The sequence below is a fragment of the Thermogutta sp. genome, from assembly GCF_039793925.1.
Taxonomy (GTDB): domain Bacteria; phylum Planctomycetota; class Planctomycetia; order Pirellulales; family Thermoguttaceae; genus Thermogutta.
The window spans coordinates 1-22,681 of the sequence record NZ_JBAMME010000303.1 but is presented as its reverse complement, the minus strand read 5'-3'; the positions used below and the strand labels follow the sequence as shown (position 1 = coordinate 22,681).

The 22,681-nt window shown below is 56.4% G+C and carries 15 protein-coding genes and 1 tRNA gene; 6 read left to right on the top strand and 10 right to left on the bottom strand.

The annotated features are described in order from the left end of the window. The 3 genes from ABJK56_RS16250 to ABJK56_RS16240 form a co-directional block, all read left to right on the top strand. The coding region (locus tag ABJK56_RS16250; protein ID WP_347245723.1) for a radical SAM protein at window positions 1-1,842 on the top strand (1,842 nt) is incomplete at its 5' end. Window positions 1,843-1,845: 3 nt separating this feature from the next. After that, window positions 1,846-2,577, top strand: a complete 732-nt coding sequence (locus ABJK56_RS16245) for a CPBP family intramembrane glutamic endopeptidase (protein WP_347245722.1) — start codon at window positions 1,846-1,848, stop codon at window positions 2,575-2,577. Between the two features lie 297 nt (window positions 2,578-2,874). Further along, on the top strand, window positions 2,875-3,969 hold the full coding sequence (locus ABJK56_RS16240; RefSeq protein WP_347245721.1) for a DUF1559 domain-containing protein: 1,095 nt from the start codon (window positions 2,875-2,877) through the stop codon (window positions 3,967-3,969). Window positions 3,970-4,068: 99 nt separating this feature from the next. Here ABJK56_RS16240 and ABJK56_RS16235 read toward each other — a convergent pair whose 3' ends face one another. After that, the gene (locus tag ABJK56_RS16235; RefSeq protein ID WP_347245720.1) at window positions 4,069-5,622 is read right to left on the bottom strand and encodes a sulfatase; all 1,554 of its coding nucleotides are present in this window, start codon (window positions 5,620-5,622) and stop codon (window positions 4,069-4,071) included. 325 nt (window positions 5,623-5,947) lie between these two features. Here ABJK56_RS16235 and ABJK56_RS16230 point away from each other — a divergent pair, with 325 nt between their 5' ends. Both ABJK56_RS16230 and ABJK56_RS16225 read left to right on the top strand, forming a co-directional pair. Further along, window positions 5,948-6,589 carry a DUF1080 domain-containing protein gene (locus tag ABJK56_RS16230; RefSeq protein ID WP_347245719.1) on the top strand — a complete coding sequence of 214 codons (642 nt, stop codon included), beginning with the start codon at window positions 5,948-5,950 and terminating at the stop codon, window positions 6,587-6,589. Window positions 6,590-6,707: 118 nt separating this feature from the next. After that, window positions 6,708-9,374, top strand: coding sequence for an alpha-galactosidase (locus ABJK56_RS16225; RefSeq protein WP_347245718.1), 2,667 nt, complete (start codon window positions 6,708-6,710; stop codon window positions 9,372-9,374). On the opposite strand, the gene ABJK56_RS16220 is transcribed toward ABJK56_RS16225, so the two are convergent. Then, window positions 9,366-10,331, bottom strand: coding sequence for an MBL fold metallo-hydrolase RNA specificity domain-containing protein (locus ABJK56_RS16220; RefSeq protein ID WP_347245717.1), 966 nt, complete (start codon window positions 10,329-10,331; stop codon window positions 9,366-9,368). The two genes, ABJK56_RS16225 and ABJK56_RS16220, sit on opposite strands and share 9 nt — an antisense overlap. Before the next feature lie 422 nt (window positions 10,332-10,753). Here ABJK56_RS16220 and ABJK56_RS16215 point away from each other — a divergent pair. After that, window positions 10,754-10,827: transfer RNA gene (locus tag ABJK56_RS16215), tRNA-Val, on the top strand. 2,326 nt (window positions 10,828-13,153) lie between these two features. Here ABJK56_RS16215 and ABJK56_RS16210 read toward each other — a convergent pair. From ABJK56_RS16210 to ABJK56_RS16175, 8 genes are all read right to left on the bottom strand, one after another. Then, complete coding sequence (locus ABJK56_RS16210; RefSeq protein WP_347245716.1) at window positions 13,154-14,764, bottom strand: DUF3631 domain-containing protein; 1,611 nt, start codon at window positions 14,762-14,764, stop codon at window positions 13,154-13,156. Further along, window positions 14,761-15,630: a bifunctional DNA primase/polymerase gene (locus ABJK56_RS16205; protein ID WP_347245715.1), complete on the bottom strand. Its 870-nt coding sequence runs from the start codon at window positions 15,628-15,630 to the stop codon at window positions 14,761-14,763. Before ABJK56_RS16205 ends, ABJK56_RS16210 begins: the two co-directional genes overlap by 4 nt. A gap of 308 nt (window positions 15,631-15,938) precedes the next feature. Then, entirely contained in the window at window positions 15,939-16,166 is a 228-nt protein-coding gene (locus ABJK56_RS16200) for an excisionase family DNA-binding protein (protein WP_095414559.1), read from the bottom strand. A gap of 449 nt (window positions 16,167-16,615) precedes the next feature. Further along, window positions 16,616-17,794 (bottom strand): PD-(D/E)XK nuclease family protein, encoded by a 1,179-nt coding sequence (locus ABJK56_RS16195; RefSeq protein WP_347245714.1) that lies wholly within the window; start codon window positions 17,792-17,794, stop codon window positions 16,616-16,618. 13 nt (window positions 17,795-17,807) lie between these two features. After that, window positions 17,808-20,204 carry an ATP-dependent helicase gene (locus tag ABJK56_RS16190; RefSeq protein ID WP_095414557.1) on the bottom strand — a complete coding sequence of 799 codons (2,397 nt, stop codon included), beginning with the start codon at window positions 20,202-20,204 and terminating at the stop codon, window positions 17,808-17,810. Between the two features lie 9 nt (window positions 20,205-20,213). After that, complete coding sequence (gene dpdA, locus ABJK56_RS16185; protein ID WP_347245713.1) at window positions 20,214-21,935, bottom strand: tRNA-guanine transglycosylase DpdA; 1,722 nt, start codon at window positions 21,933-21,935, stop codon at window positions 20,214-20,216. A gap of 59 nt (window positions 21,936-21,994) precedes the next feature. Next, the gene (locus tag ABJK56_RS16180; protein WP_347245712.1) at window positions 21,995-22,165 is read right to left on the bottom strand and encodes a hypothetical protein; all 171 of its coding nucleotides are present in this window, start codon (window positions 22,163-22,165) and stop codon (window positions 21,995-21,997) included. 84 nt (window positions 22,166-22,249) lie between these two features. Beyond that, window positions 22,250-22,681, bottom strand: a 432-nt coding sequence (locus ABJK56_RS16175) for a hypothetical protein (RefSeq protein ID WP_347245711.1), incomplete at its 5' end; no start/stop codon positions are given.

Sequence of the window (22,681 nt, the reverse complement as noted above, 5' to 3'; positions counted from 1 at the left end):
GGGTTTCTGAGGTGTTTTATAAGTTTTGAGGATGGAGGTTTTCCAGTGGAATTACCCAAACGTGCCAAGAACGACCGTTTTACCGTGCCCGGTAAGTATCGTGAGCTGGAACGCAGCGTGCGGGAACGGGCTCTGAAAGAAGATATCCCCACGCTCATCATTTATGCTTTCGATCGCAGAACCAGTATTGGACCTTTCGTGATGGTCCAAGATATCATGATCCCCGGTGCGCCCCGGGCTCTGGCGTCGGCCATGTACGCGGCTGGATTCCGCAAGCTCCGCGTGGTGATGCAACAGTGGAATCCGAATATCCGTCCCAGCCAAGCTCGCATCGATGGCGAAATCCCGGAGTTGCTGCTGGTTTCCAGCATGCAGATTCACAGCGCGCGGGCGTATGAACTGATTCGCGATGCCTGGACCCTGGGCGAGAACCGACCGCTGATTATCGCAGGTGGCGCCAAAGCGATTTACGAACCGTGGGATTTCTTTGGCCTTTCCGAGGATGGAACCATCGGTGCGGACGTGGTCTGCACTGGCGAGGAGTACGTGCTCCTGGAACTGCTCGACCGGATTCTTGAAAACAAGCTCCCTGGCGAGCACATTCGCTCGGCGTTTGAACGAGTTCGAGAAGAAGGATTGTTGAATGACATCCACGGCCTGGTCTTTCGACCGGATCCGCCGCGGGGCCATCCAGAGTACCTCATCGATACGGGCGTCCAGCGTCTGGTGCAAAATCTGGACGAACTCCCTCTCCCGTTCGACGCCCTCGGCCTGTTCGAACCACCGCACAAACGGGCGACGCTCTCTCCCGAGCCGCTTCCTGCGGAGAAACTCGGGAAATATGCAAAGGTGCTCTCGGTGATAACGACGCACGGGTGCAAATTTCACTGCCCGTACTGTCCAATTCCCGCATACAACCAGGACACATTCCGATTTCGGAGTCCCGAACGGTTGGTGGAAGAGTTCACAGGAATCTACAAGCGGTCCGGAATTCGGTTTTTCTTCGGCACCGATGACAATTTCTTTAATAACCGTCAGACGGTGGAGGAAATTTTCTCCACAATGGCCAAGGCCGAAATCGACCGTAAGCCGCTGGGCGAGTCAATCATTTTCGGGACGGAAGCAACGGAATTCGACGTGCACAAGAATCTGGACCTGATTCCCCTCGCTCGAAAGGCAGGCTTGCGGAGCATCTGGTTTGGAATCGAAGACCTCACGGCCGACCTTGTGAAGAAAGGCCAGTCGCCGGAGAAAACCATCACCGTTTTTCGTGAGCTCATCAAGCATGGGATCGCCCCGATGCCGATGATGATGCACCACGACAATCAGCCGCTGTGGACATGGCGAAGTCTCCGCGGGCTCATCAATCAGGTGGGCTTCCTGCGAAAAGTGGGTGCCATCACGTGCCAGATCACGCTGCTCACTCCTTCCGTGGGGAGCCGAGGGTACGAAAAGCCTTACCAGGATGGTATCGTCCTGAAGCGAGTAGCTGGGAAACCCGTTGAGGATTACCACTACGACGGCAATCGCGCGATCGCGACGGCGCATTCCAGCCCGCTGCAAAGGCAACTCAACATGATTGCTGGCTATATCGCGTTTTATAATCCTCTCAATCGTTTGCGTGCGATCCCGCGGTTTGACCCACTCTGGGCCGAAAGAATCTTTACTCAAATCCACGGCATGATTGGGGTTGTAAAGTCTGTCTGGAACGCCCGCCACTGGCTTTACCAACTGGCGGTAGGCCCCCTGGAATACCATGACGGTCCCCCGGCACCCAAGTACCCGTTGATCACCCCAACCCGGACCATTCAGCCTTCGGCGGTGCCCGTGCTCCAGGGTTGATCCATGGGAGCCGCTACTGAGAGCGGTACGAAACGGTGGGCACTCGCCCTGGTGCTGTTGTTTTTGATGACGACCCCCACGGTCTCAGCCGTGGGGTATTTTGTTTTGGCCGAAGCACTACCTTCCTGGGTCCAGCAAACCCTTTATGCATTGGCGAAGCTGGTGATGCTCCTCCCCGCTGTGTGGCTTGTGTGCGTCGATCGGATCTCTATTCGGATCCCTGTTCCAGCACGCACCGAAGTTTTCGCCGGCTTAAGTTTCGGAATCGTTGTCGGTATGGGGAGCATCCTTCTTTATGCCCTTTTTTTCAAACCTATGGGCCTGTTCGGGGAAGCTGCCACAGCCGTTCGGGACAAGATTGCTGGATTCGGAATAGACACGCCACTTCGATTTTTATTTTTCGCAACAATTATTTCGGTGGCACATTCTTTTCTGGAGGAATACTACTGGAGAGGATTTGTTTTTGGAAAGTTGCGAAATTTTTTGTCCGCCGAAATCAGCAGTCTTATTTCGTCGCTCGCATTCACCGGTCATCACGTCATCATCCTTGGCAGTTATTTTGGCTGGGGCTCGGTGTATCAACTTCTCTTCTCTATTGCCGTGGCGATCGGGGGTATTATCTGGTGTTTTATGTTTCACCGGTGGCAGACTCTCTACGCCCCGTGGATCAGCCACGCCTGCATTGACGCCGCCATCTTTGCAGTGGGGTACGACCTCTGCCGGCACATGTTCTAGGCTAAAACACGATCGGACGAACAGAAGGCACCTTGCAGCTTTTCGGGCGAAAGTGACACCCAGGATCCCATACCAATCGACGAAATCAAAATTCTTCTGCATTTCCGCGCTGAAAATGGCAGCAAGTGTCTAGATTACTCGCCGCATAAAATTTTCGTACAATCAAACTCGCCAAGTCATTGACATTTCTTCCGGCAACAGCTATTCTAACCTGCGTGAGTACAGAAAGGCCTTTTTGGGTTGTGCGCTGCGGGCTGACATATTGACAGCGGCTTCGAATCTACCTGGAGGTGATGCATGACTGTGATTGGTCGTCACCGTGCTCAGAACGCATTCACGCTGGTGGAATTGCTCGTCGTCATCGCGATCATCGGCATTTTGATCGCACTTCTCCTGCCTGCGGTACAGGCCGCGCGAGAGGCTGCTCGGAGAAGCCAGTGTTCGAACAATCTCAAGCAGATCGGGCTGGCCATCCACAACTTTCACGATGTGAATAAGGTGTTTCCCATCGGTCAACCTGATGACGACAACGACAACTACGCGTGGGGCGCTTACATCCTGCCCTTCATCGAGCAAAAGCAAATGTACGACACGCTGGTCAGCGGGGGGGCCGCATTGGTCTATATCCCCGGTGGGGACAATCGCCTCGTGCATGGGGCTATTCGGGAAATTCCGGGGGTTTCCCCAGCGCTTCCGACCGGCCACCCCGTTCAAAACACTGACAGTTACAATTGGTGGTGCCAGGTGAAAAACAACCATGGTAATCCGAACAATCAACGGGGCGTGGCCGCCAAGACCATCCTTCCCGCCTACATCTGCCCGAGTGACGTTCTTCCCAAGCAAGATAACGATGGCTACGGGAAGTCCAACTATTGCTGCTGCCTAGGTAGCGACGAACCCTGGTCGAACTACTTCATTGCCAATGGTGCGACAAGTTGGAGCCGGCCATCTGGGGCCACGGAGCAAAACGGGATGTTTCGTCTCGCACAAACCAACAATTTTCACTATGTCATGAGCTTCGCAGACCTCAAGGACGGCTCAAGCAACGTCATCGCGGTGGGCGAGGTGTCGGAAACCGCCAACGTCACCAGGACAATGATCGACCGCGTTTTCCCGCTCTGGGCAGGTGGCAATAACAATTGGCAAGGCCAATGGAGAATCTCATCCTGGGCGCGATTGGTCGGTCCTTTTGCCTATCTTAACAACAAGGAAGTAAACAACATTGTCAATAATCTCAGTCCTTCGGATTACAGCTTCGGAAGCAAGCATCCCGGGGGCGCAAACTTCCTCTTCGGTGATGGGTCCGTGAAGTTTATTTCCGAGACGATCAACACAACCCTTTATGCCCGATTGGGCGATATCCGGGATGGCAACCCGGTCCAGCTTCCGTAAAGTAAACTTCCTGTGACAGCCTTACCAGACGGGCACCCAGCCGTCAGGGTCGTGTGCCGTTGTGTGGTCTTTCGGAAATCTCAGGGGAACGACACGACTTCACTGTTCGGGCTTTGCTGCTTTCCAGCCGGCTTCGAGCTGCTGATGGAGCTGAGCGACCAGATCTTTGTATTCCGGTCGTCCCGCCAGGTTAACATTTTCGAGCGGGTCTGTGGTGTGGTCATACAGTTCGACAGCAACAGGTTTGCCTCCGCCTGATGGTCGCCACTCGGTGTAACGATAGCGATCCGTCCGCATGGAATAGCCCATCACTTTCGCCCGCGGATATTGACTGAAGGCCGCTTTTTTCCACGGCCGATTGGGATTTTCGAAGAGCGGGACGAGGCTAGTCCCTTCCAGCCCTTCTGGAATCGGCAGGTCGCATAGCTCGCACAAAGTCGGATAAATGTCGACGAATTCCACCAACGCATCGGTCTTGGCTCCGGGATTCGGCTGGCCGGGCACGCGGAAAATCAAGAGGCTCCGGGTGGCGGTTTCAAAATTGGTGTGTTTACACCAGAGTCCATGATCGCCGAGGTGCCAGCCGTGATCACCCCACAGAACTACGATGGTTGAATCGTGTAACCCGAGGCGATCCACTTCGGCCAGCAGACGACCGATTTGGGCATCAACGTAGCTGGTCGCCGCATAATAGCCGTGTACCAGGTCGCGTGCCATCGACTCGGTAAGAGGGCCGGTGGGAGGAATCCCCTGATAGGCGCGAAGTTCCCCCCAATTAGTCAGGGCGATAGGAGGGCAATCCTCGGGCGGAAATGGATTCGGCGCCAACGGAATCTCGTCTTTTCGATAAAGATCGTAGTATTTTTTGGGCGCCACGAACGGAAGATGCGGCTTTAAATAGCCGACTGCCAGGAAGAACCTGCGATCTTTGAGTTCCCTCAAGAGTTCGATGGCACGGTTGGTCGTCTCACCGTCCGGAAGTGCATCATCCGGAACGTCCGGGTCTTCCCACGCCGGTCCGTACACCCGATAGCGGGGAGCCGACACCCGTAATGGCATCCCGGTTTTTGGGTCTTTCTCCACCACCCGAGTCGCTGGTCCCTCTTTTTTTCGCATCTCTTCCCGACGCCGATTCAGATCCGCCAGCGTTTCCGGTTTGCCGTACATCGGCTTACTCGGCGCCCAGTGCGGGACGCTCCAGCTTGCAGGATCGTCCAGACCATTGTGATAAATCTTGCTCAACCCCTGTGTGTGATAGCCATGATTTTTGAAGTGCTGCGGGAGGGTGATGACATCCGGCAGTGTTTTACGAAAGTGGGTCTCAAGGTCATAAATCCGCGTCGTGTCCGGTCGGCGCCCCAGGAGGAGTGAAGTTCGCGATGGACTGCATACCGCCTGCTGGCAGTAGGCTCGGTTGAAAAGCAATCCCTGAGACGCCAGTGCGTCGATGTGGGGCGTTTTGATGATAGGCACGCCGTAACACCCCGCTTCCGGCCGCAGATCGTCCACCGCAATCATCAAAACGTTATATTTACCAGATGGTTTGATGGCCGTCTCCGCAGAGGACACTCCCCCATTACCGGGACACACTCCCGCCAGTCCAAACACCAGCACACCCAGCAAGAAAACGTGTGACGCGGGATACGTCTTCATCGTGATACTCCTTTGACAAAACTCGCAAATTGGCGTCTCGGCCATCCGTTTGAAGCTCCTGTTGGTCGGCCGCCTCTGAGAAGGCTGTGCTCCTCGCGCACCTCATGATATCTATAGCGCGCCACGTTGCAATCGCACAGCGGAAATCTTTTGCACTCTGCTCGACACCCATGGACTACCCCCACTGAGACGTGGCGATTGACATCGCAACATTCTGGGATTAGTGTGGTAACGGCCGAGTAGTCGTTCTCTCCCTCGAGCCTTGGGATTCTCACGTGTTAACGGCTTCGTCCGTCCAGGAAAAACACTAAAAGGAGGATGTTTCATGAAGAGGCTATTTCCCGCATCAGTTGGCACGCTCCTGTTGGCGGCTGTAGCGCAGTTGAGCCTTTTCACCTGCCTTCCGGGAGAGGAATTCCGTGGCCATTGGAAGCCACTCTGGGATGGCAAAACGTTTAAGGGCTGGCACACCATCGGGGTCGGTAGTTGGACAATCGAAGACGGAGCCATCGTCGGCCGCAAGAAGGCGGAAGAAAAAGAGTTCGGGCATCTCGTCAGCGACGAGGTCTTTAAAGACTTCGTAGTGCGGCTCAAGTTCAAGGTCCTTCAGGGAAACAGTGGATTCTATTTCCGCGTGGAAGAAAAGGGCTACAGTGGTGTTTCCGGCTTCCAGGCGGAAATCGCGCCGGATGCCAACACCGGTGGCCTTTATGAAACGAATGGCCGGGCGTGGGTAGTTCAGCCCCCGCCGGACGTCGTCAAAAAAGCGTTCAAACCCAACGACTGGAACGAAATGATTGTGGCTGCAAAAGGTGGGGACATCACCGTCTGGGTGAATGGCGTGAAAACCGCCGAGGTGAAAAACGATCCCGGGCGGCGCGAAGGTCATTTTGCGCTCCAGCTTCATGGCGGCAATGATATGCTCGTGATGTTCAAAGACATTGAAATCCTGGAACCAGCGGAATAAATGACAAAATTTTGGTGACGTGGGGGGTTTCGAGAACCTAACGAGCTGTCATTTCTCGACGGTGTTCAATGACGTGACTCTCAATCACGCGCCACTTTAATCGCGCAGGAGGTTGTTTGTGTGCTTATCACGTCTGCTGGCCGTGGTGGGAATCGTTGGGGCCTTCATATTTCTAGGACCACGCCTATCCGCACAACCTGCACCCAGTCCTGCTGAATTCAAAGCGTACGAGCGATGGCTTGTGGAACATCGCCCGGGTGCAGGCGCTCGCCTGCCTTTTTCGTTTCGTTATGGAGACCAATTCTCGGAGAACTTGTTGCCGCAATGGCAGTTCCACGAGGAAACCACCTCTGCGGAGAACGGACAAGAGCAACACGTCTACACCTGGCGCGATCCCGTTACCGGCCTTTTGGTCCGCTGCGATCTCGTCATCTATAGTGATTTTCCCATCATTGAGTGGGTTCTGGAGTTCAAGAATAATGGTCGGGAGACCAGCCCGATCTTGGAAAATGTCCTGGCAATGGACGAGACTTGGGAGCGACAGGGCCAGGCCGAATTTCTACTCTATCACCATCGCGGCTCTCAGGCTTCCCAAAGAGATTACGAACCTTTCACGACTGTGCTTGCCCCCGGTCAAACCAAGCGACTGAGTGGAGCCGGTGGGCGACCAAGCAACATCGACTGGCCATACTTCGACGTCGCTTATGATGACGGAGGGCGAACAATAGCTGTCGGTTGGCCCGGGCAATGGGTGGCCAACTTTATTCGTGACGGCGAACGCCGCCTGCAAATACAAATTGGACAGGAAGACTGTCACTTGCAGCTCCTTGCTGGGGAATCTGTCCGCACGCCCCGCATTGTCATGCAGTTTTGGCAGGGAGATCGCATTCGGGCGCACAATCTTTGGCGGCGGTGGATGATGAAGCATAGCATGCCCAAACCCGGCGGCCAGCTTCCGTCACCTCAATTTGTGGCCTCTTCCTCCCGGGCATACGAGGAGATGATCCACGCCAATGAGGAAAACCAGATCATGCATATCCGGAGGTACCTAGAAGAAGGACTCAAGCCTGATTACTGGTGGATGGACGCAGGCTGGTACATCCAGGAGCAGGGCTGGCCCCAGGTTGGCACATGGGAAGTTGATCCCCGCCGCTTTCCACGCGGTTTTAAGCCGATCAGCGATTTCGCTCATGCCCATGGTGTGAAGATCCTCGTCTGGTTCGAGCCGGAGCGCGTGATGCCCGGAACCTGGCTGTATCAGAATCATCCCGAATGGCTACTTTCGCTGGGGGGCCGAAATCATGCTCTCGCCGGGATGAGGGCGTGGCGCAGCCAATCTTTTACAACTCCCGATCCCAACGTAAGCTGCAATCTCGGGGATCAGGTGTGCCGCGTCGCCGGAATCGAGTGGACGCCGGGGCGTCTTTCGTTTCATCCGGGCCCCAAGGGCGAGTTCAGCGCCGTCCGATTCACTGCTCCTCTCTCCGGTGAATACCGCGTGAAAGCTCGCTTTCTCGCTATCGACGAGCAGACCACCACCTCGGTTCATATCGTGCGGGACCACGAATCCCTCTTTGAGGGCAAAATCCGGCTGGACGGTGGCGGACCTGAAGCATCCTATCAGGGAACTGTTGCGTTACAGGCAGGAGAAACACTCGACTTCGCGGTGGGTTTTGGTAACGGTAGCTACGTCTGCGATTCCACCGGCCTGGAAGTGACCATCGGCGCTCCCAATGGGCGAATTTTCGACGCAGCCAGGGACTTCAATCCCGAGGAAAACCCGGCGGGGGTGTGGTCGTACGGTTGGATGGCGGCTGGTTCCCGGCCCGATCCTCGAACCTTTACCCTTTACGATTTGCGCGCCCGACCCGAAATGGACGGTCCACGCCTGCTTGATCTGGGAAATCCGGAAGCAAGGGAATGGCTGACCAACCACATCGATCGACTGATTACCGAACAGGGAATCGATCTGTATCGGGAAGATTTCAATATTGATCCCCTACCCTTCTGGCGAGCCGCCGATACGCCCAACCGCCGCGGCATCACGGAGAATCACCACGTTACCGGCCATCTCGCCTACTGGGACGAATTGCGTCGTCGCCACCCCAATATGCTCATCGATTCGTGTGCCAGTGGCGGCCGTCGAAACGACCTGGAAACGATGCGGCGGGCGGTCCCTCTGTGGAGAAGCGACTACGCGTTTGAGCCCATCGGGCATCAGTGCATGACGTATGCTCTCAGCTTCTGGCTTCCCTACCATGGAACAGGCACCGTGGCTTACACGGGCGCTCCGTACTATGGTTCCGGGCCAACCCCGGTTCAGCCTTATGCCTTCTGGAGCAACGCTGCCCCCAGTCTGGGGTGCGGAATCGACATCCGCGTCAAAGAATTGGACTACGAGACGCTCCGCCGTCTTTATCGACAATTCCGCGAAATTTCTCCCTGCTATTATGGAGACTATTATCCTCTCACGCCGTACAGCTTGGAAAAGAACGTGTGGATCGCATGGCAATTCGATCTGCCCGAGAAAGGCATCGGCACGATCCAGGCGTTTCGGCGCGACGAAGCTCCTGAAAAGTCGCCCGTGTTCCGGCTCGGTGGCCTCCAACCTCACGCAAGGTACTACTTGAAGGCGTTCGATTCAGACTGGAGCGTCACGGAAACAGGCCAAGCGCTGATGGAGCGGGGGTTTTCACTGATGGCAAAAGAAGCACCCAGCGCGATCGTGATTGTGTACCAAAAAGTTCCAGACAACGCCGACGAACCGTGCCGGGCTTCACAGTAACGTCTTTTGTGTCGGACGGTCGAGCAGGTACGCCTCCCATCCTCGCACTTGAAGGTCGCGTACAAAGCACTCCGGCCCATGGGTAGCGTAAATGACACGCGGGCGAACCAGCTCGATCAGTTCCAGTAATCCGTCATAGTCCGCGTGATCGGAGAAAGGAAACGCCACATCCACCCCCAGCCGGAAGCGTGCAGACGGCTCCATGGCCCAGCCTGTCACCGCAATGCGGTATATGCGGTCGTTGACGAGGTTCAGCTTCGTGCCAGGCGCTACAACCAGCACTTCGTCTGAACGCACTGTCCCGTCGAACACTCGGTATCGGCCCACATTCACGCCAAATGATTCGTAGATGCGACTGATTTCGGCAACATGCCGATGAAGGACAAGATCCAAGCCAGCATCACTGAGCCGCCGAGATATCTCCTGCGATTTACCCAGCGCGTACGCAACAATAACGGGTATTACACCCTGTTCGAAAAGCCTCGTAATCGTATTCACCAGATCACGAAAGACCACCTCCTCCGGTGGGAAGCGGTACAACGGGTGGCCGTATGTGCATTCCATAATCAGGATATCGGCGGCGACGGGCTGTGCCGGGGGCACCGTCAACGACGGACGCAATTTGAAATCCCCGGTGTACAGGAGTCGCTCTCCGGCGTATTCCACCAGGAGCATCGCCGAGCCCAGGCAGTGGCCCGCCGGATATACGGTCAGCCGCACCCCTGCCCAGTCGACAGCCTCACCATACCGCAGCGTGCGAACAACACGCGGACCGAGCCGATGATTCAAAAGAGCGGCTGTCTCTTCTGTACACAGAACATATTCGTGTCGGGCAATGTGATCGGCATGTGCGTGCGACACAAATGCACGAGCCTGACGGAATTGGGCATCGATCGCCAAATCAACTGGTAGCAGCTTGAGAGCTCGATCATAGTAAAAAAGGGATTGTTTGGGCATTGCCTCGGCATCTCTATTTTCACACGCTTTCACCAACCGCCTTGAGTACCCTCGCCTTTTACGCGGTCGCTGCTACCACATGACCGTACGTTTCCGCCACCGCTTGTGCCGAGCGGGCACCCGGCCTCCGAATATCTCGCAACAAGCGACCTCGGTTGACCCCGGAGAAATCGACAGCCAAAATTAATTTTAGACCTGTGCTAGAACCCCTGAGGTGGAGCCAGCGGTGGAGTTGCGTCAAGGAAAGCCTGGCGTACGCCATCGGACCTGCTGTGCGTGATTGACCCCGTCAGTGGAGATCAGGCGCAAACGGCTTGTCCTCGGGGTGAAAGTTTCGGGGACGGCTTACTGGGTAACTACCTGGGTGCGGCGAGAATTGTGACCTTGGTCGCTCAGAGCGACGCGGCGATTAAAGATATTCAGGGCGATTAGCTCAGTTGGTTAGAGCGCCACCCTTACAAGGTGGAAGTCGGCCGTTCGAGTCGGCCATCGCCCAATGGGGAAGTGGGCCAAGAGAAGTCGTGCGGCGCAAGTGGGGGCATAAGTTGCCTATTTTCCAGCAGTTGCGGCGATGTCTTCGCTTTATTGCGCTCGATTGCAGTCGGTTGCGGAGCCGGACTTGGAGCCACCGTGGAGCCGGATTTGGAGCCACCACTTTTTCTAGGCGTCTGCGCTCGGGAACGTTTCTCGGCGAGTCTATCGCACAAGTCCGGGTTGTCTGTGGGGATTGCCCTTCCCATGGCAACCTCCGCGTCAGACTGCGAAAAGGAAGAGTTCATATTCGCCGCTTTTGCTCTCTCGTCTCTATTGAGAGTGATTGGGCTGTGCGGGGGTGTTGCCCCTTCCGTGGCAAACTCCCCTACGCCTTGTGAGACAAGGTTCAGGTCCAGGGTTTGCTCGCTCGCGGTCGTTTCCTGTGGTTTAACTGCTTTCTCCTGGCCGGTCGAGAACAGGCCCGCAGTTTCCAAAGGGATTGTCTTTTCAGTGGTAGCCACCCGGTGGTTGGTTGCGGCTTTTGGAAGGGCACGGTGCGTAGGGAGCGAAGTTTCGTTCTGAGCAGTTGGCGTCACCTCTGCGATTTCTTCACGGATGTGGCGGCCTGCTTCTGCCCATTTTCCACGCATGGCGAGTTCAGTCTGAGTGGGTTTCTTCTCTAAGGAAGGTTCCGCGTGAGGTGTTGCCGTTGGTTGTCCTGGATGCCAACAGAGGGCTTGCTGAAAAGCGGCGTCGGTTGGGTCAACGTAGTGCCGCAGGGCAATGCTGGGAGTATTTCCCAACCACTTGGCCACTACTGCCAACGGAAAGGATTGAGCTAGGTCGGATTCACAGGATGCCCGCAGGTTGTGCCACAATCGTGGCCAAGGTTCCAGCCCTGCGTTGTGAATAATGCGTTTGAACTGTGTTCGGAAGTTACAGTTCACCCAACCGGTTGCCCCCTGAGCTCGTTGCCGCCATAGTTGAGGGAATAAGAAGGCGTCTCCGTCCTGGGCTCGTTCGAAGGCTTCTTCGAGGTAAGGCTTTAAAAGGGGGAACATGGGGATGACGCGATAGGGCTTGCCAGTGCGTTCCGTCTTTGGACTGCGAATGACCAGACGGTTGCTATCCCAAAGCACGTCTTGCCAGCGGAGAGAAAGGGCTTCGGAAGGGACTCTTAGTCCGGCGTAACGAGCGAGGGCAATGAGGAGCCGCCACAAGTAATCGGGGGCTGCCTCGATCAGTTGTTGTGTCTCCTCGAGGGTCACGTATCTGCGGCGATCAGCCGGGTTATGGCTGGGGGGTCTGACAGCCTCGAATGGATTGTTGGTAATTAGCCCTCGTCGTTGAGCCTCGCGAAAGACATGGCGAGCATGTTGAATCCGGCGGGACACCGTTGCTGGACGCAGACCCGAGGCGAGAAGCTCATCTCGATACCGGAGGGCGTCTTCCATGGTAATCGTGGCGGCCGGTCGATCGCCGAACAATTCCAGGAGTTTGGCCGCCCCCACTCGCATGGCTGCCAACGTGGAGGGCTTAGCCTGGGATTTTTGGGCCTCACAGAGCCAGAAATTCACTAAATCTTTGACTGTGAGCCGGTTTTCTCTGGGCGGAACAAGAGCAGCGCGGACGAGGCGGTCGTACAGTTCGTCACTGATTTCGCGCAGCCAAAGAGCGAGATCCGGAGGGAGGGGAGTGCCGGCCAATTTGGCTGCGATAATGGTTTCCACCCTGAGTTTGACGGCTTGGGCCCCTTTTTTGTCCAGTCCGCGAGGCAGCCGGATCGTCCTCCGCTTCCCGGCAGTATCCCAGAAAAGGATTCGCCAACCTTTGCCATCGCGAGAAAGACTTGCCACGGGTGTGTCTCCTTTCGTCTTCCAGTGTAAAGTCAATGGGAGTTCATTGGCAACGACTGAGAAGCGGAGTCCAGCCTCCGCCCGCAAGCATTCCACACCACTGGACGTCGGGGTGGTGGGGAGCTGTGGGCAGTATTGGAGCAGCAAGGCCACCGCTGTGTCGTGGTGGCGCTCGGAGGGGTTCGCCAACCCCCGCTCGATTTTTCCCTCCCCACGGGGCGTCAGGTGTAGCCGGTAGGGTTAATGAGGGACGGCACGGGTTCCACGCGAAAACCTGCTGCCCAAAGGGACTCCAGCAGCCGACGAGGGCCGCCGTCCTTAATTTATGCATTTTTTGTGCTCTTAGACAGTCGATCATCATCCTGCGGTTGGTGGCTATTCATTCCATCTCCTGAGGGGATATCACGCTTTTTTTTCGCGGATTCTGAGTACTCCACCCCTGAGAAAAAAATTCCACGCCTTTGGCCAATAGTGTCGTCAGAATAGCGTCGCTCATAATTCATATTCCTCGTATAGATCCCTGTTTTCACTGGGCGAAGTTCCAGAAGTTCCATCGTAGTCGTAACGTATTATGTCAAAATCACTTAAGGTGTGGAACTTTGTATCTGAAGAAGAAGATGGGCCAGGCAAAGTTCCACCACCTAAGTTATTGTCTAATTCATGACTTAGGACGACGGTGGAACTTGTGGAACTTTGAGGTGGAAGGTAAAGCGTGAACACTCTTTGCAGGTCGTCGCGGAGGTAGTGATTTGCATTTTTCCGCTTAACCGGCTTGACACCAAATCGTCCCAAGATAGACGCCACTTTATGGGGGCTTATCGGTCGGCCATGGGAGAACGTTGACCAGGGAGCTTCTTCCAGGTTTGTTAGCCGCTGAATTAGTTCACTTGATGTCAAAGCGTCTGCCTCGCCGAACACCTCCCGCACGTCGGCCAGCAGGCGGGTCGCTAAATCTTGCGGCGGTGATTCCGCCTTTCCAGCGAATACCTGCAAGGCCGCCTGGCGAGCCCGCTCGGGCCAATCTCCTTCGGCCAGTTCCGCGAGTATGACCAAGGGTCGCCAGTTCTCGTAAGCACGGTCGTCCAATTCATCGGGCAAGTGGGGTTCGCGTTCGGCGGCTTCTTTGATTTCTGGTTGGTGCTCGAGCACCCAGGCGAGAAATTGTCGGGCAAGAGTTTCTCCCTCCATTTTCGCGGCCTTTCTGACCCGCGCGAGATGGACGTTCTTTGGTCGGCGCTCCATCGTGATGACGATCGAGCGATCCTCGATGGTGTCGGAGAGTCTTCCGATGGCGGCAATCACCTTGGGACAGAAGGTGCAAAACATCCGTGGCTCGCCAGTTTCGGGGTCGCAGCGGAGGGTGTAGGCGTTGTCTCGCATCCACCCCGAGTTGACGATGCCCGTCAACTCCGGATTACGGCCGAGGAAGGTGTCGGCCTCGTCGATAAGGAGCGTGGGCAGAAATGCATCCACGACCCGATAAATGCCGGCCGGGCTAATATTCACGGCAGGGATCGGCCGGTTGGCCACGTGGAGAATCAAGCGGAGAAGGGTCGTCTTCCCGCACCGTTTGGTGGGACTGGTGACGACGAGGATGGGAGCCACCTCGAAATGTTTGAAGCAGTAGGTCCAGGCCAGGTAGAGGGCAACCGTCTCGGCCTCTTCCGGCTGACAAAACACATATTTTTGGATGTACCGAGCGCACTGGTGGAGAGTTTCCTTGAGATCTACCGGGTCGGGCCACGGCTCCAACTCCCGCAGCTCCACGGGGCGTCCCTGACCCGGGATGATGTTGCTGGGCAATTCCGTGGCGGTTGCGGCGAGATGGCGTGCAGCCTCCTGTAGGGCCTTTTCATCGGCGGCTTCAGCGGCCCGGGTGACGGTACTGTAAAACCAGCGAAAAAAGTCGTCAAAGTTGGCGTCATCTTGGATCAGGTTGAGATACTCCGCGATGTATTTTGCGAACTTGCGGACGGCGCTCATCGAATCGGTATCGACGCGCTCCCGAATCGTGTGGGGACCGTGGTAAACTTCGACCAGGCGGGTTGATCCCCGACCGGCGGGAGCGACCAAGATTTCCAGGCTGCTGTGGGACCAACTCATGTTTTGCCTTCCTTTCTCGGTTTGGAATGAACTCTCAGGGAAGCTCGCCATGCCCGTTGCATAGCGACACTTCGGGAAAAGGTGGCGCATGCGATGGCCGGTGGATACCGTGACACACTGCGGGCAATGGCCAGGACTTCGCGTTCTGGCAGCGGTGGCCGGCAGCGGAATGAGTTCGCGGCTAGGAGGGCGGACTCCAGTTCAGCCTGACTAAGCCCAAGCCTTCGCAGGCGGCCAGCCAGTCGGGTTAGTCCGATATTCCGCGTGCCCTCCAACAACGCTTCCAAGTCCTCGCTCACATTACTTTGGGCGGACTCTGGGGAGCGAAGCCGACCCGGGGCTTGGGCGTTCAGTTCGACGACTTCGGCTTCCAGCCAGACTGGCGGGGCTGGGAGTTCGTCGATCGTCACCAAGGGCCGGATCCACACGTACGGCTGAGCATGGACCGACGAAGGCGGCACGAGGACATAGCCCCGTGAGCCCTTGGTGTCGACGCCGGAAGCCACTCTCCCTGTGCTGTTCGGCCAGCCGGCCCGAAAGTACAAGTGAAAGCCCCCGCGGGGCGTTTGCACCAGTGGGCAACCAGTGGCTTTCAGCTCTCGTCGACGTTCCTCACCCGGCCAGCCAGCCTTCAGGGCGGCGGGATCGATATCCAGCACGGAAAAGCCCTCGCCCGTCACAATCGCCCAATTGCAACCCGGGTATTGACGAGCCCATTCACGGAGCGTGGCCGTGTCGTTGGTTGCCTTGTCGGGCCAGCCGGGTAAAAGGGGAGTTTTTTGCCCCGGGCAGATCGGATGCACACGATAGCCGAGGGCAAGATATCGCTTTAGATCCACACTGGTCTCAGGATCGACGGTGCTCATGAAAAATCTCCTCCATAGAACGTTGAAGTTTGGAGTGCGAGGCTTTAGCCCCGCTTTCCACATGGAACCTCGGTCTCCGCCGCAAGGGCGAATAGCGAGCGGCGAATGGCGGTGGGCAAACACCAATGGAAAACCCCAACGGGGAGCGGGAGCCGCCACGGCCGCGTGGCAGGTAGCCAATACCAAATGGCGGTGATGGAGAGCCATTGTTCCGTGCGTAAGTCATACCCAAGGCCTCCGTCGCACTGCGAAGGCTAAAGCCTTCGCCAAAAAGCGGCGATAAATCACCGCACTCCACATGGAGTACTTCAGTCCCTGCCGTTTTCCGGTGTCGAGCCGTAATTTGCTTGGGCCCCTGGGTGGATGGATTCGGTGCGGCTTTGCAGCCACTGTCGAACAGCAAATTCAGGAAAGAGAACCCGCCGACCCAGGCGAACGAACGGCAGACCCTCAACGGCCTTGAGCCGATCCAAATGGCGACGGCTGACACGAAGGAATTGGGCACATTCATGGGCGGTCAGAAGGCGTTCAGTCATGCGAATACCTCTCCATACGTGTTGAAAGAGTGGCCTGCATCGTCTTTCTCTTGGAGTCTACCGGAAGATTCGCGCGCACAAATTCCTGGTGTTACCGGGCCGATTTTGTGCGCCGCAGAAATTCTGCGCAAGTCGATTACAGACAAGAGGTTACGACTCACACAAGAAAATGGCGCACAAATTCATGCCGCCCTTGACAGATTTTGTGCGCCGCTGCGTGCCAGCACGCCAGCCGAAGCAGGCAGGAGAAGGCGTTTTCCAATAGGCGTAGGGGGCGTGTCGCGGAGGTGGCGGGCGAAGCCGTCGATGAAGTCGTACTGACTGCTGTGAGGTTTATCGGCGAAGCGCGGGGGCAACGCCGTTTGAACAAGCAGACGTGCCTGTCGGCCTGTTTCTCAGGCGAGAATTCCTGGCGGTGTATGAAGATCACACCGTTGCCCTGGCCTGACTTAGCCGGGAGCAGGCGGTGCCGTGAGACGCCTTCTACCACTTGAACTGCGCGGTGCGGGATTTGGGCAAAAGTGTTTAAAGTCGCAGGCGACGCAATCTCGATCCAAGCCAGTTGCCGCCCAGTTTGACAGGATGTTCCCTGAATTATGTTCGTTACAGGCGGATGTCTCGATTTGCGCAACTACGGTGTCAATTTGCGCAACCGCGTTTGTCAAACTGGCCTGGGATACGGCAACGATCCAAATAGCTCGCTCGATCCGGTAGTCGTTGGAAAGGCTGGGAATGGCGGCACCAGGTTGCCACCGGGTGATGGCGTAGTAGTCAGCGCTCCCACGCGAAGGAATCACATCCGTTGTGCCGTTTCTCACCTCTTGCTGAAGAGTCTGAAAGTCTTCCTGCGAGGGAACAAGTTCGTTTACGTAGACGATCATCGCCGCACCCACCGGCGTTGACTGGGGCAGCCTCGTGAGAAGCCAAGCGTACGTCTGGACCTGCCATTCGTGGTGCCGGCGCCGAGGATCGTTGATCGGAGGACGCCGCTCTGCTTTGTAGTCAATGATGATCTCAAACGGCGGGTTGAGGCCCGGACACCGTGTTTGCAGCGTCCGGACCAGTCTATTTTGGGGGTTTGCGGTCATGCTGACATGTGATATGACGTCAACCACTCCTGTCAACTCGTACCGATCACCCCGGGCGGGGTGCTGCTGAGGCAACTGGGGCATAGGACGTGTCCCTGAGATGCGTCGCTCGGCATCGGTAATGAGGGGAAATAGATCGGGACCCAGGAGGTTAATGGCTTCTGTGGCACGTTGGTACGCAATGTCACGGGCTTTGGTATTGCGAGGTCGCTTTCCATCGGCGGCCAGCCTGGCTTCCACAGCATCGCCGATCACTCCGATGTCATTTGGTGCCCTTTGGCTAGGCAGTGGCTGAGGCGGCCATGGTGTGAGAGTGCATGGCCAAGGAAATGGGGGACGATGCTGCTGCCAGTGGCGGTACGCCTCCTCCAAGACCCCGTGTATGAACTCACCGGTCCAGAGTTGGACCGGTCTGGAAGGTGGCAGCGAAGTTCCGTTGTAGTAACGATACTGCAACGGACAGCGCTGAAAAGACAGAATGTCGCCTGTTAAGCTGTAGCGTGGTACCTCGAAAGGCAGTTCCCTTCGCCCAAGAGCCATGATGTAACTCCTTTCAAATAAGTGCCACGACGTCCGGTCCCATCGACGGATCCCATCTTGACGCAGGTACGAATTGCATATAGCTTCCCCCACCGCTGAGTGCCCCACACCCAATCGCGGGCACGGGATTTGGCTCTCGGATTACACTGGTCAACCCCACAAGCAGGAGAACATTCTGCGCTCGGCTAAAAGCCACGAAGTAGAGACGCCTCAGGTCGTCCCATGCTCGGTCTATGCCTGAGCGAGCCGTGCGGAGACTGCCCACCGGCGAACACGGGGCAACGTCATCTTCCACCTCGTGTACCGAGTCGGGCCCGTCAGGCGCCCGTAGACGCCGTTGGGCATGATGATTCATCCGAAAATCGCTGCCGACGTCCACGATCACCAGAGGGAATTCCAACCCTTTGGCTTGATGAATGGTCATGATCTGAAAGTAGTTTCTCGGGACATGGGGCATGATCTCCTCGTTAACGTCAATGGCACCTTGCGCAATCGGTTCAAACACGGTGCGAATCGCCTCTTGTACTGACCGTTGCTCATGCGGAGGCTTGAAAACGATATGGGAGCCATAGCCCGCGAACTGGGAAGCTTCCGCTACCGTGCGCGCTACTGCCTCTAGGTAAACCTGCCCTTCCGGATCCGTCTGAAGAAATGGAAACCATGTGGTCAGGGTAAACAGCAACTCCAAAAGTGGCCATTCGCTGGGCCATTTGGTCATTCTTGACGCGGCGCTTGGCTGCCGGTTCTGCCAGTCTCGGATAAATGTCTCAAGACCGCCGGGTGGTGGATTTCCTCGCATGAAGCTCTGCGCGTCCTGGACCCACTGGTTTATGGCATTCCGAGCGTTTTGGGTCATCGTCTGAATTCCGTTCATAATCCTTAATCCAGGATCAATACAAAGCAAGGCAAGGCCAAGGAGCCTACGAATGTCCGGGATTTCATCGAGCCTCCGTCCTCGCGGGTTGAAAACGGGCACTTTGCGGTTTTCTAACTCCTGCCGCAAGAGCAGCGGCAATCGCTTTTGAGGTGGCTGCTGTGGCTGTGATGGTGGCCGCTGTTCCCGTACAGAGTGCGCGAGTAAAACGGCGTCACCGAAGTCGCCGCCCTGGGCAGGCTGAATGTGGTAAGAGCCTCCATGATAGCCGATGACCCGGCCACCTCCGCGGAAAGTGTCCCAGAGAAACTGCGCCAGATCCGTAGCAAGCGTTTCTATATCATCCCGGAACATGCCAAGCACGGGGACGTTGCTCCCCGGCAGCGTAGCGTGAGGAGCAGAAGCGACTAATGAAGGTTTTCCCCTTACGCGGACAGCTTGGTAAACTGGATCACACTCCGCGAAGCGTTGACAAAACTCGACAATTCGTCTGGTAGAACGATAGTTTTCGTGTAAATACACAATTCTGGGCTGCCAGTTCGGGCCCAACGCCGAAGCAATGCGGTTCGGGAAGTTAGAGAATATTTCGACCGTGGCTCCACGGAAACGGTAGACGGACTGGTCATCATCTCCAACAACGGTGAGACTCGCTCCAGTCTGGCGACAAATTTCATAATAGATTTGCTCCTGCAGGTAATTCGTGTCCTGAAACTCGTCAACGAGTAAGACTCGTATGTTACCTAACATCTGCCCCAGATTGCCAGCCTGCAAGCGTTGGAGGAGCAACTCCTCTAGGCGTGCGAAATCCGCCAGATGGTTGCTTTGCAAGTAGGCTAGGTAATCACTTATCGCGTCGCAAAGCACTCTGTGTCCTGCAGTTCGTTGCCGATATGTCTGCAAATCCACATCATCGTGTCGTACGCGATCTGCGAAGCTCATAAGCGCTGAAACCTTCGAGCCAATACTTGGAGCGTACGCGGGCAGCAAGCCTAAGTTCTTCAAAAGTTGTTCCAAGTCTTGGTCCCGATGCCGGTTCTGGGGAAAAAGGCCTTGCCGAAGCATAAGGCTGGTTGCCAGGTATTCCCCCGCGGTAGCAGGTACGATTTGCCCTGGCTGTCTCTCCCTGATGAGAAACTCTTCGGCCAACGAGTCCAGCGTGCCCGTATAGACCTGGGTCATGTCAAGCCCGCTAAGCCACCGCTGGCAACTCTGATTCGGGGCATGCTGGATAGCGTAGTCGAGGACGGCATAGCCCCAAGATAAAATTCGAGACCGCAGTTCGCCAGCAGCCTTGCGGGTAAATGTCGTCGCGATGATCTGCTCTGGCCGCACACCGTCAACGAATATATGCTTCAGTAGTCGAAGTACGAGGACGGTAGTCTTGCCTGTGCCAGGACCCGCAACAATGAAGGTTGGGGGCGTTAGCGGCGTGCTTACGGCCTGTTCCTGCTGTTGGTTGAGCCACTGATTGCCGAAGCGGTGCGGTATTGCTGCCCGAACCAGTTGGACGAACTGTCGATAACTGTATTGGCACATCGTTGCCACCTATTTGCCACAGCAAACCATTTGGTAAAGCATCAAGGTGTTGTGGGCCCCGCGCCGCTTATTACGATTCACACCGCGGAACACCACGACGTTTATCCCCAACTCCTTGCAGATTCGGCAGGAACAACGTTCCCAAATCCGCGAGGTTAAAGTCTCCCGGTATTTTTCAGCCAACTCGGTGGTGTCAGAATGCGTTCGGAGAAGCAATCGATCGTAGGCAAGCACGGCCTGAAGCACGCGCTCAACGCTCATCTCTCGGCGCTCGTAAGCGTCCAACGATCGTAACGCTGCTTTTTCTAGTTTCCGTAACCGATCCTCGCTCTGTCCGCAGGTTTGAAGCCGCCTGCGGGTCCGTGGGTCATCAAGGGGCGGAACGCGAATTGCCGCGTACCATCTTCCGTCCGCCCCTAAGTAGTTTTGGTCAGACCGCAACCAGGCCTTTCGAAAATATGTTGCACTGTCGAAACTGGCGATCCCGTACTCCCGAAACAACGCTTGGAGCTTCGGGCGAAAAATGCCCAATAGGTGTATCCAAGGCCTCTTGCGCAACCGGCTCGCAGCATGCGCAACCGCCTTGACTATCTCCAGCACCTCCGCGTCAGGACGTGGCACCAGACCACCGATCGCCAAGTAGGAGTACCCCATGTCCACGTAATCGGGTACTTGCTTGGCATAGTCGTCTGGCGTGACTCCTTGGATCACACCAACAGGGATGAATTGTGCCTCCCACTCCTGGTGAAGCCGGAGGAACTGCTCAGCGTTTTGGCGTGTCAGGCGGATACGTGCGAGCTGCTCAGTTCGTGTCAGCCGGCGCTTCCCGCTGGCAGTTCGCAGTTCACTGACTGGAATGTGATCAACGCTTGCGCCCAAGTCAAAGCCGTAAAGGTCGTACAGTGCCACTGCATGTTCTACCGAGATGGGCGGCGTCTCTTCGCCTACATAGGAAAAAGCGCCACAGTCCCCGAAGGCCCATTGGTCTGGACGCAGCTTGAAGTGTTCTCGAACAAGCGACGGAGCAAGTGCCTGATCGTCGTCAGGGGCAAACTTCTTCAATAGCCCCTTGCTGGTCATATGCTGTGCCAGGCTGACGAGGATACCGTCGCACAGTTTTAGCGGATGAACGAGCTGGCTTACATGCAATTCGCATCGATCAGAACGGCGATTTGCTGAGAAACTCTCCGTTTGGAAATCGAATTCGGAATCAACGAAGTCGTCCCAGTCTGGTAAAAAATATAAAGGCCGATCGATGCGCTCTGGCTTGCGCACCCCCGGGTGTTCAACGCGCTCCAGTTTCTCCAGCGTACACTTTAACGCGGCAAGTTTTCTCCCAATGCCACCGTCTGGAAAACTGACACCCTGGCGATTGTTCAATACACCGTCGATGGCGCGCGCATAATCCTTCCCCAAGAACAAAAAGATCCTACCGTGCTGACTTGCCCACCGCGTCAGCATTTTCGCCACCTGGGGAGAGAGTTCATCGGCGCGCTGCGCAGACATCCTCTGATTGTAATTGGCAATCGGGGACAAGGCACCAATCAGACCGTACTTTGCGGATAGAATCGCCAGGGACAGCCTCTCCGGCCACCGGTACTTCCTCAAATAGCTACGCAGGACTCGGAAGGCAGGGCCGTCGTAAAGGTAGATCGCCGGCACCTTCCCCGAAACAGGACGTTTTGTCGCCGAACATCCCAGAATGATCAAGTCTTTTTCAGCCGACGGCATCTCTCTGCACTCCTGACATGTATGCTCCGAGGCCCATAAAACGGGCGCTAACTGGTATGTCACCGTTTGTTCACAAATGGACTCGCCGTACTTCCGGCGGGGATGGTCGGTGAGCCGTTCGCCGCCCACTCGCTCATATTGAAGAGCGGATTGGCGGGATTATAGTCGGCCTTGAAATCCTTGTGCAGGTCGTCGTGAAAACTGTCCGTGAGCACGAAGGGGTGAGCCATCACGCCAGTTGGCGTCTTCCCAACGCAGTACGACGGGGCTGCTCGCACTTCACCACACCCGTGTTGTTAATTGGGCCGTGAGTCCTACTCCCCAAGCACAAAGACTTCCTCGAGGGTCAGCGCCTTGGCACCCAAAGCAAGAAGATTGGTGTTCTCCGGGGCGTCGATCGTGAACAGGGGCTTGCCCAGCCCGATAATCTCTCGGCAGAGAGCCTCGGTTTTGCCGCCCGGAGCAGCGTGGGACACAAAAACTCTGGCTGCCAGAGCCGCCACGAGACGGTTCCGCTGGTCCGCCAGCTCAGCCCTGGCCCGACGATGCCCGGGCCCGAACATGGAGACAAGCAGGACACGACCGGCTTGAACGCCCTCCTTGACTTCCCGCGCCAGTCGGATTCTCTCCAAGCCGCGCGCCGGGCAGATTACAATGGGCTGGATTCCACGCAGGAGCAGAGCGAGACACTCTTTTTCCATTGGCGTGTGGAACCCCCCGATGACGGAGACACCTGAGTCCCGCAG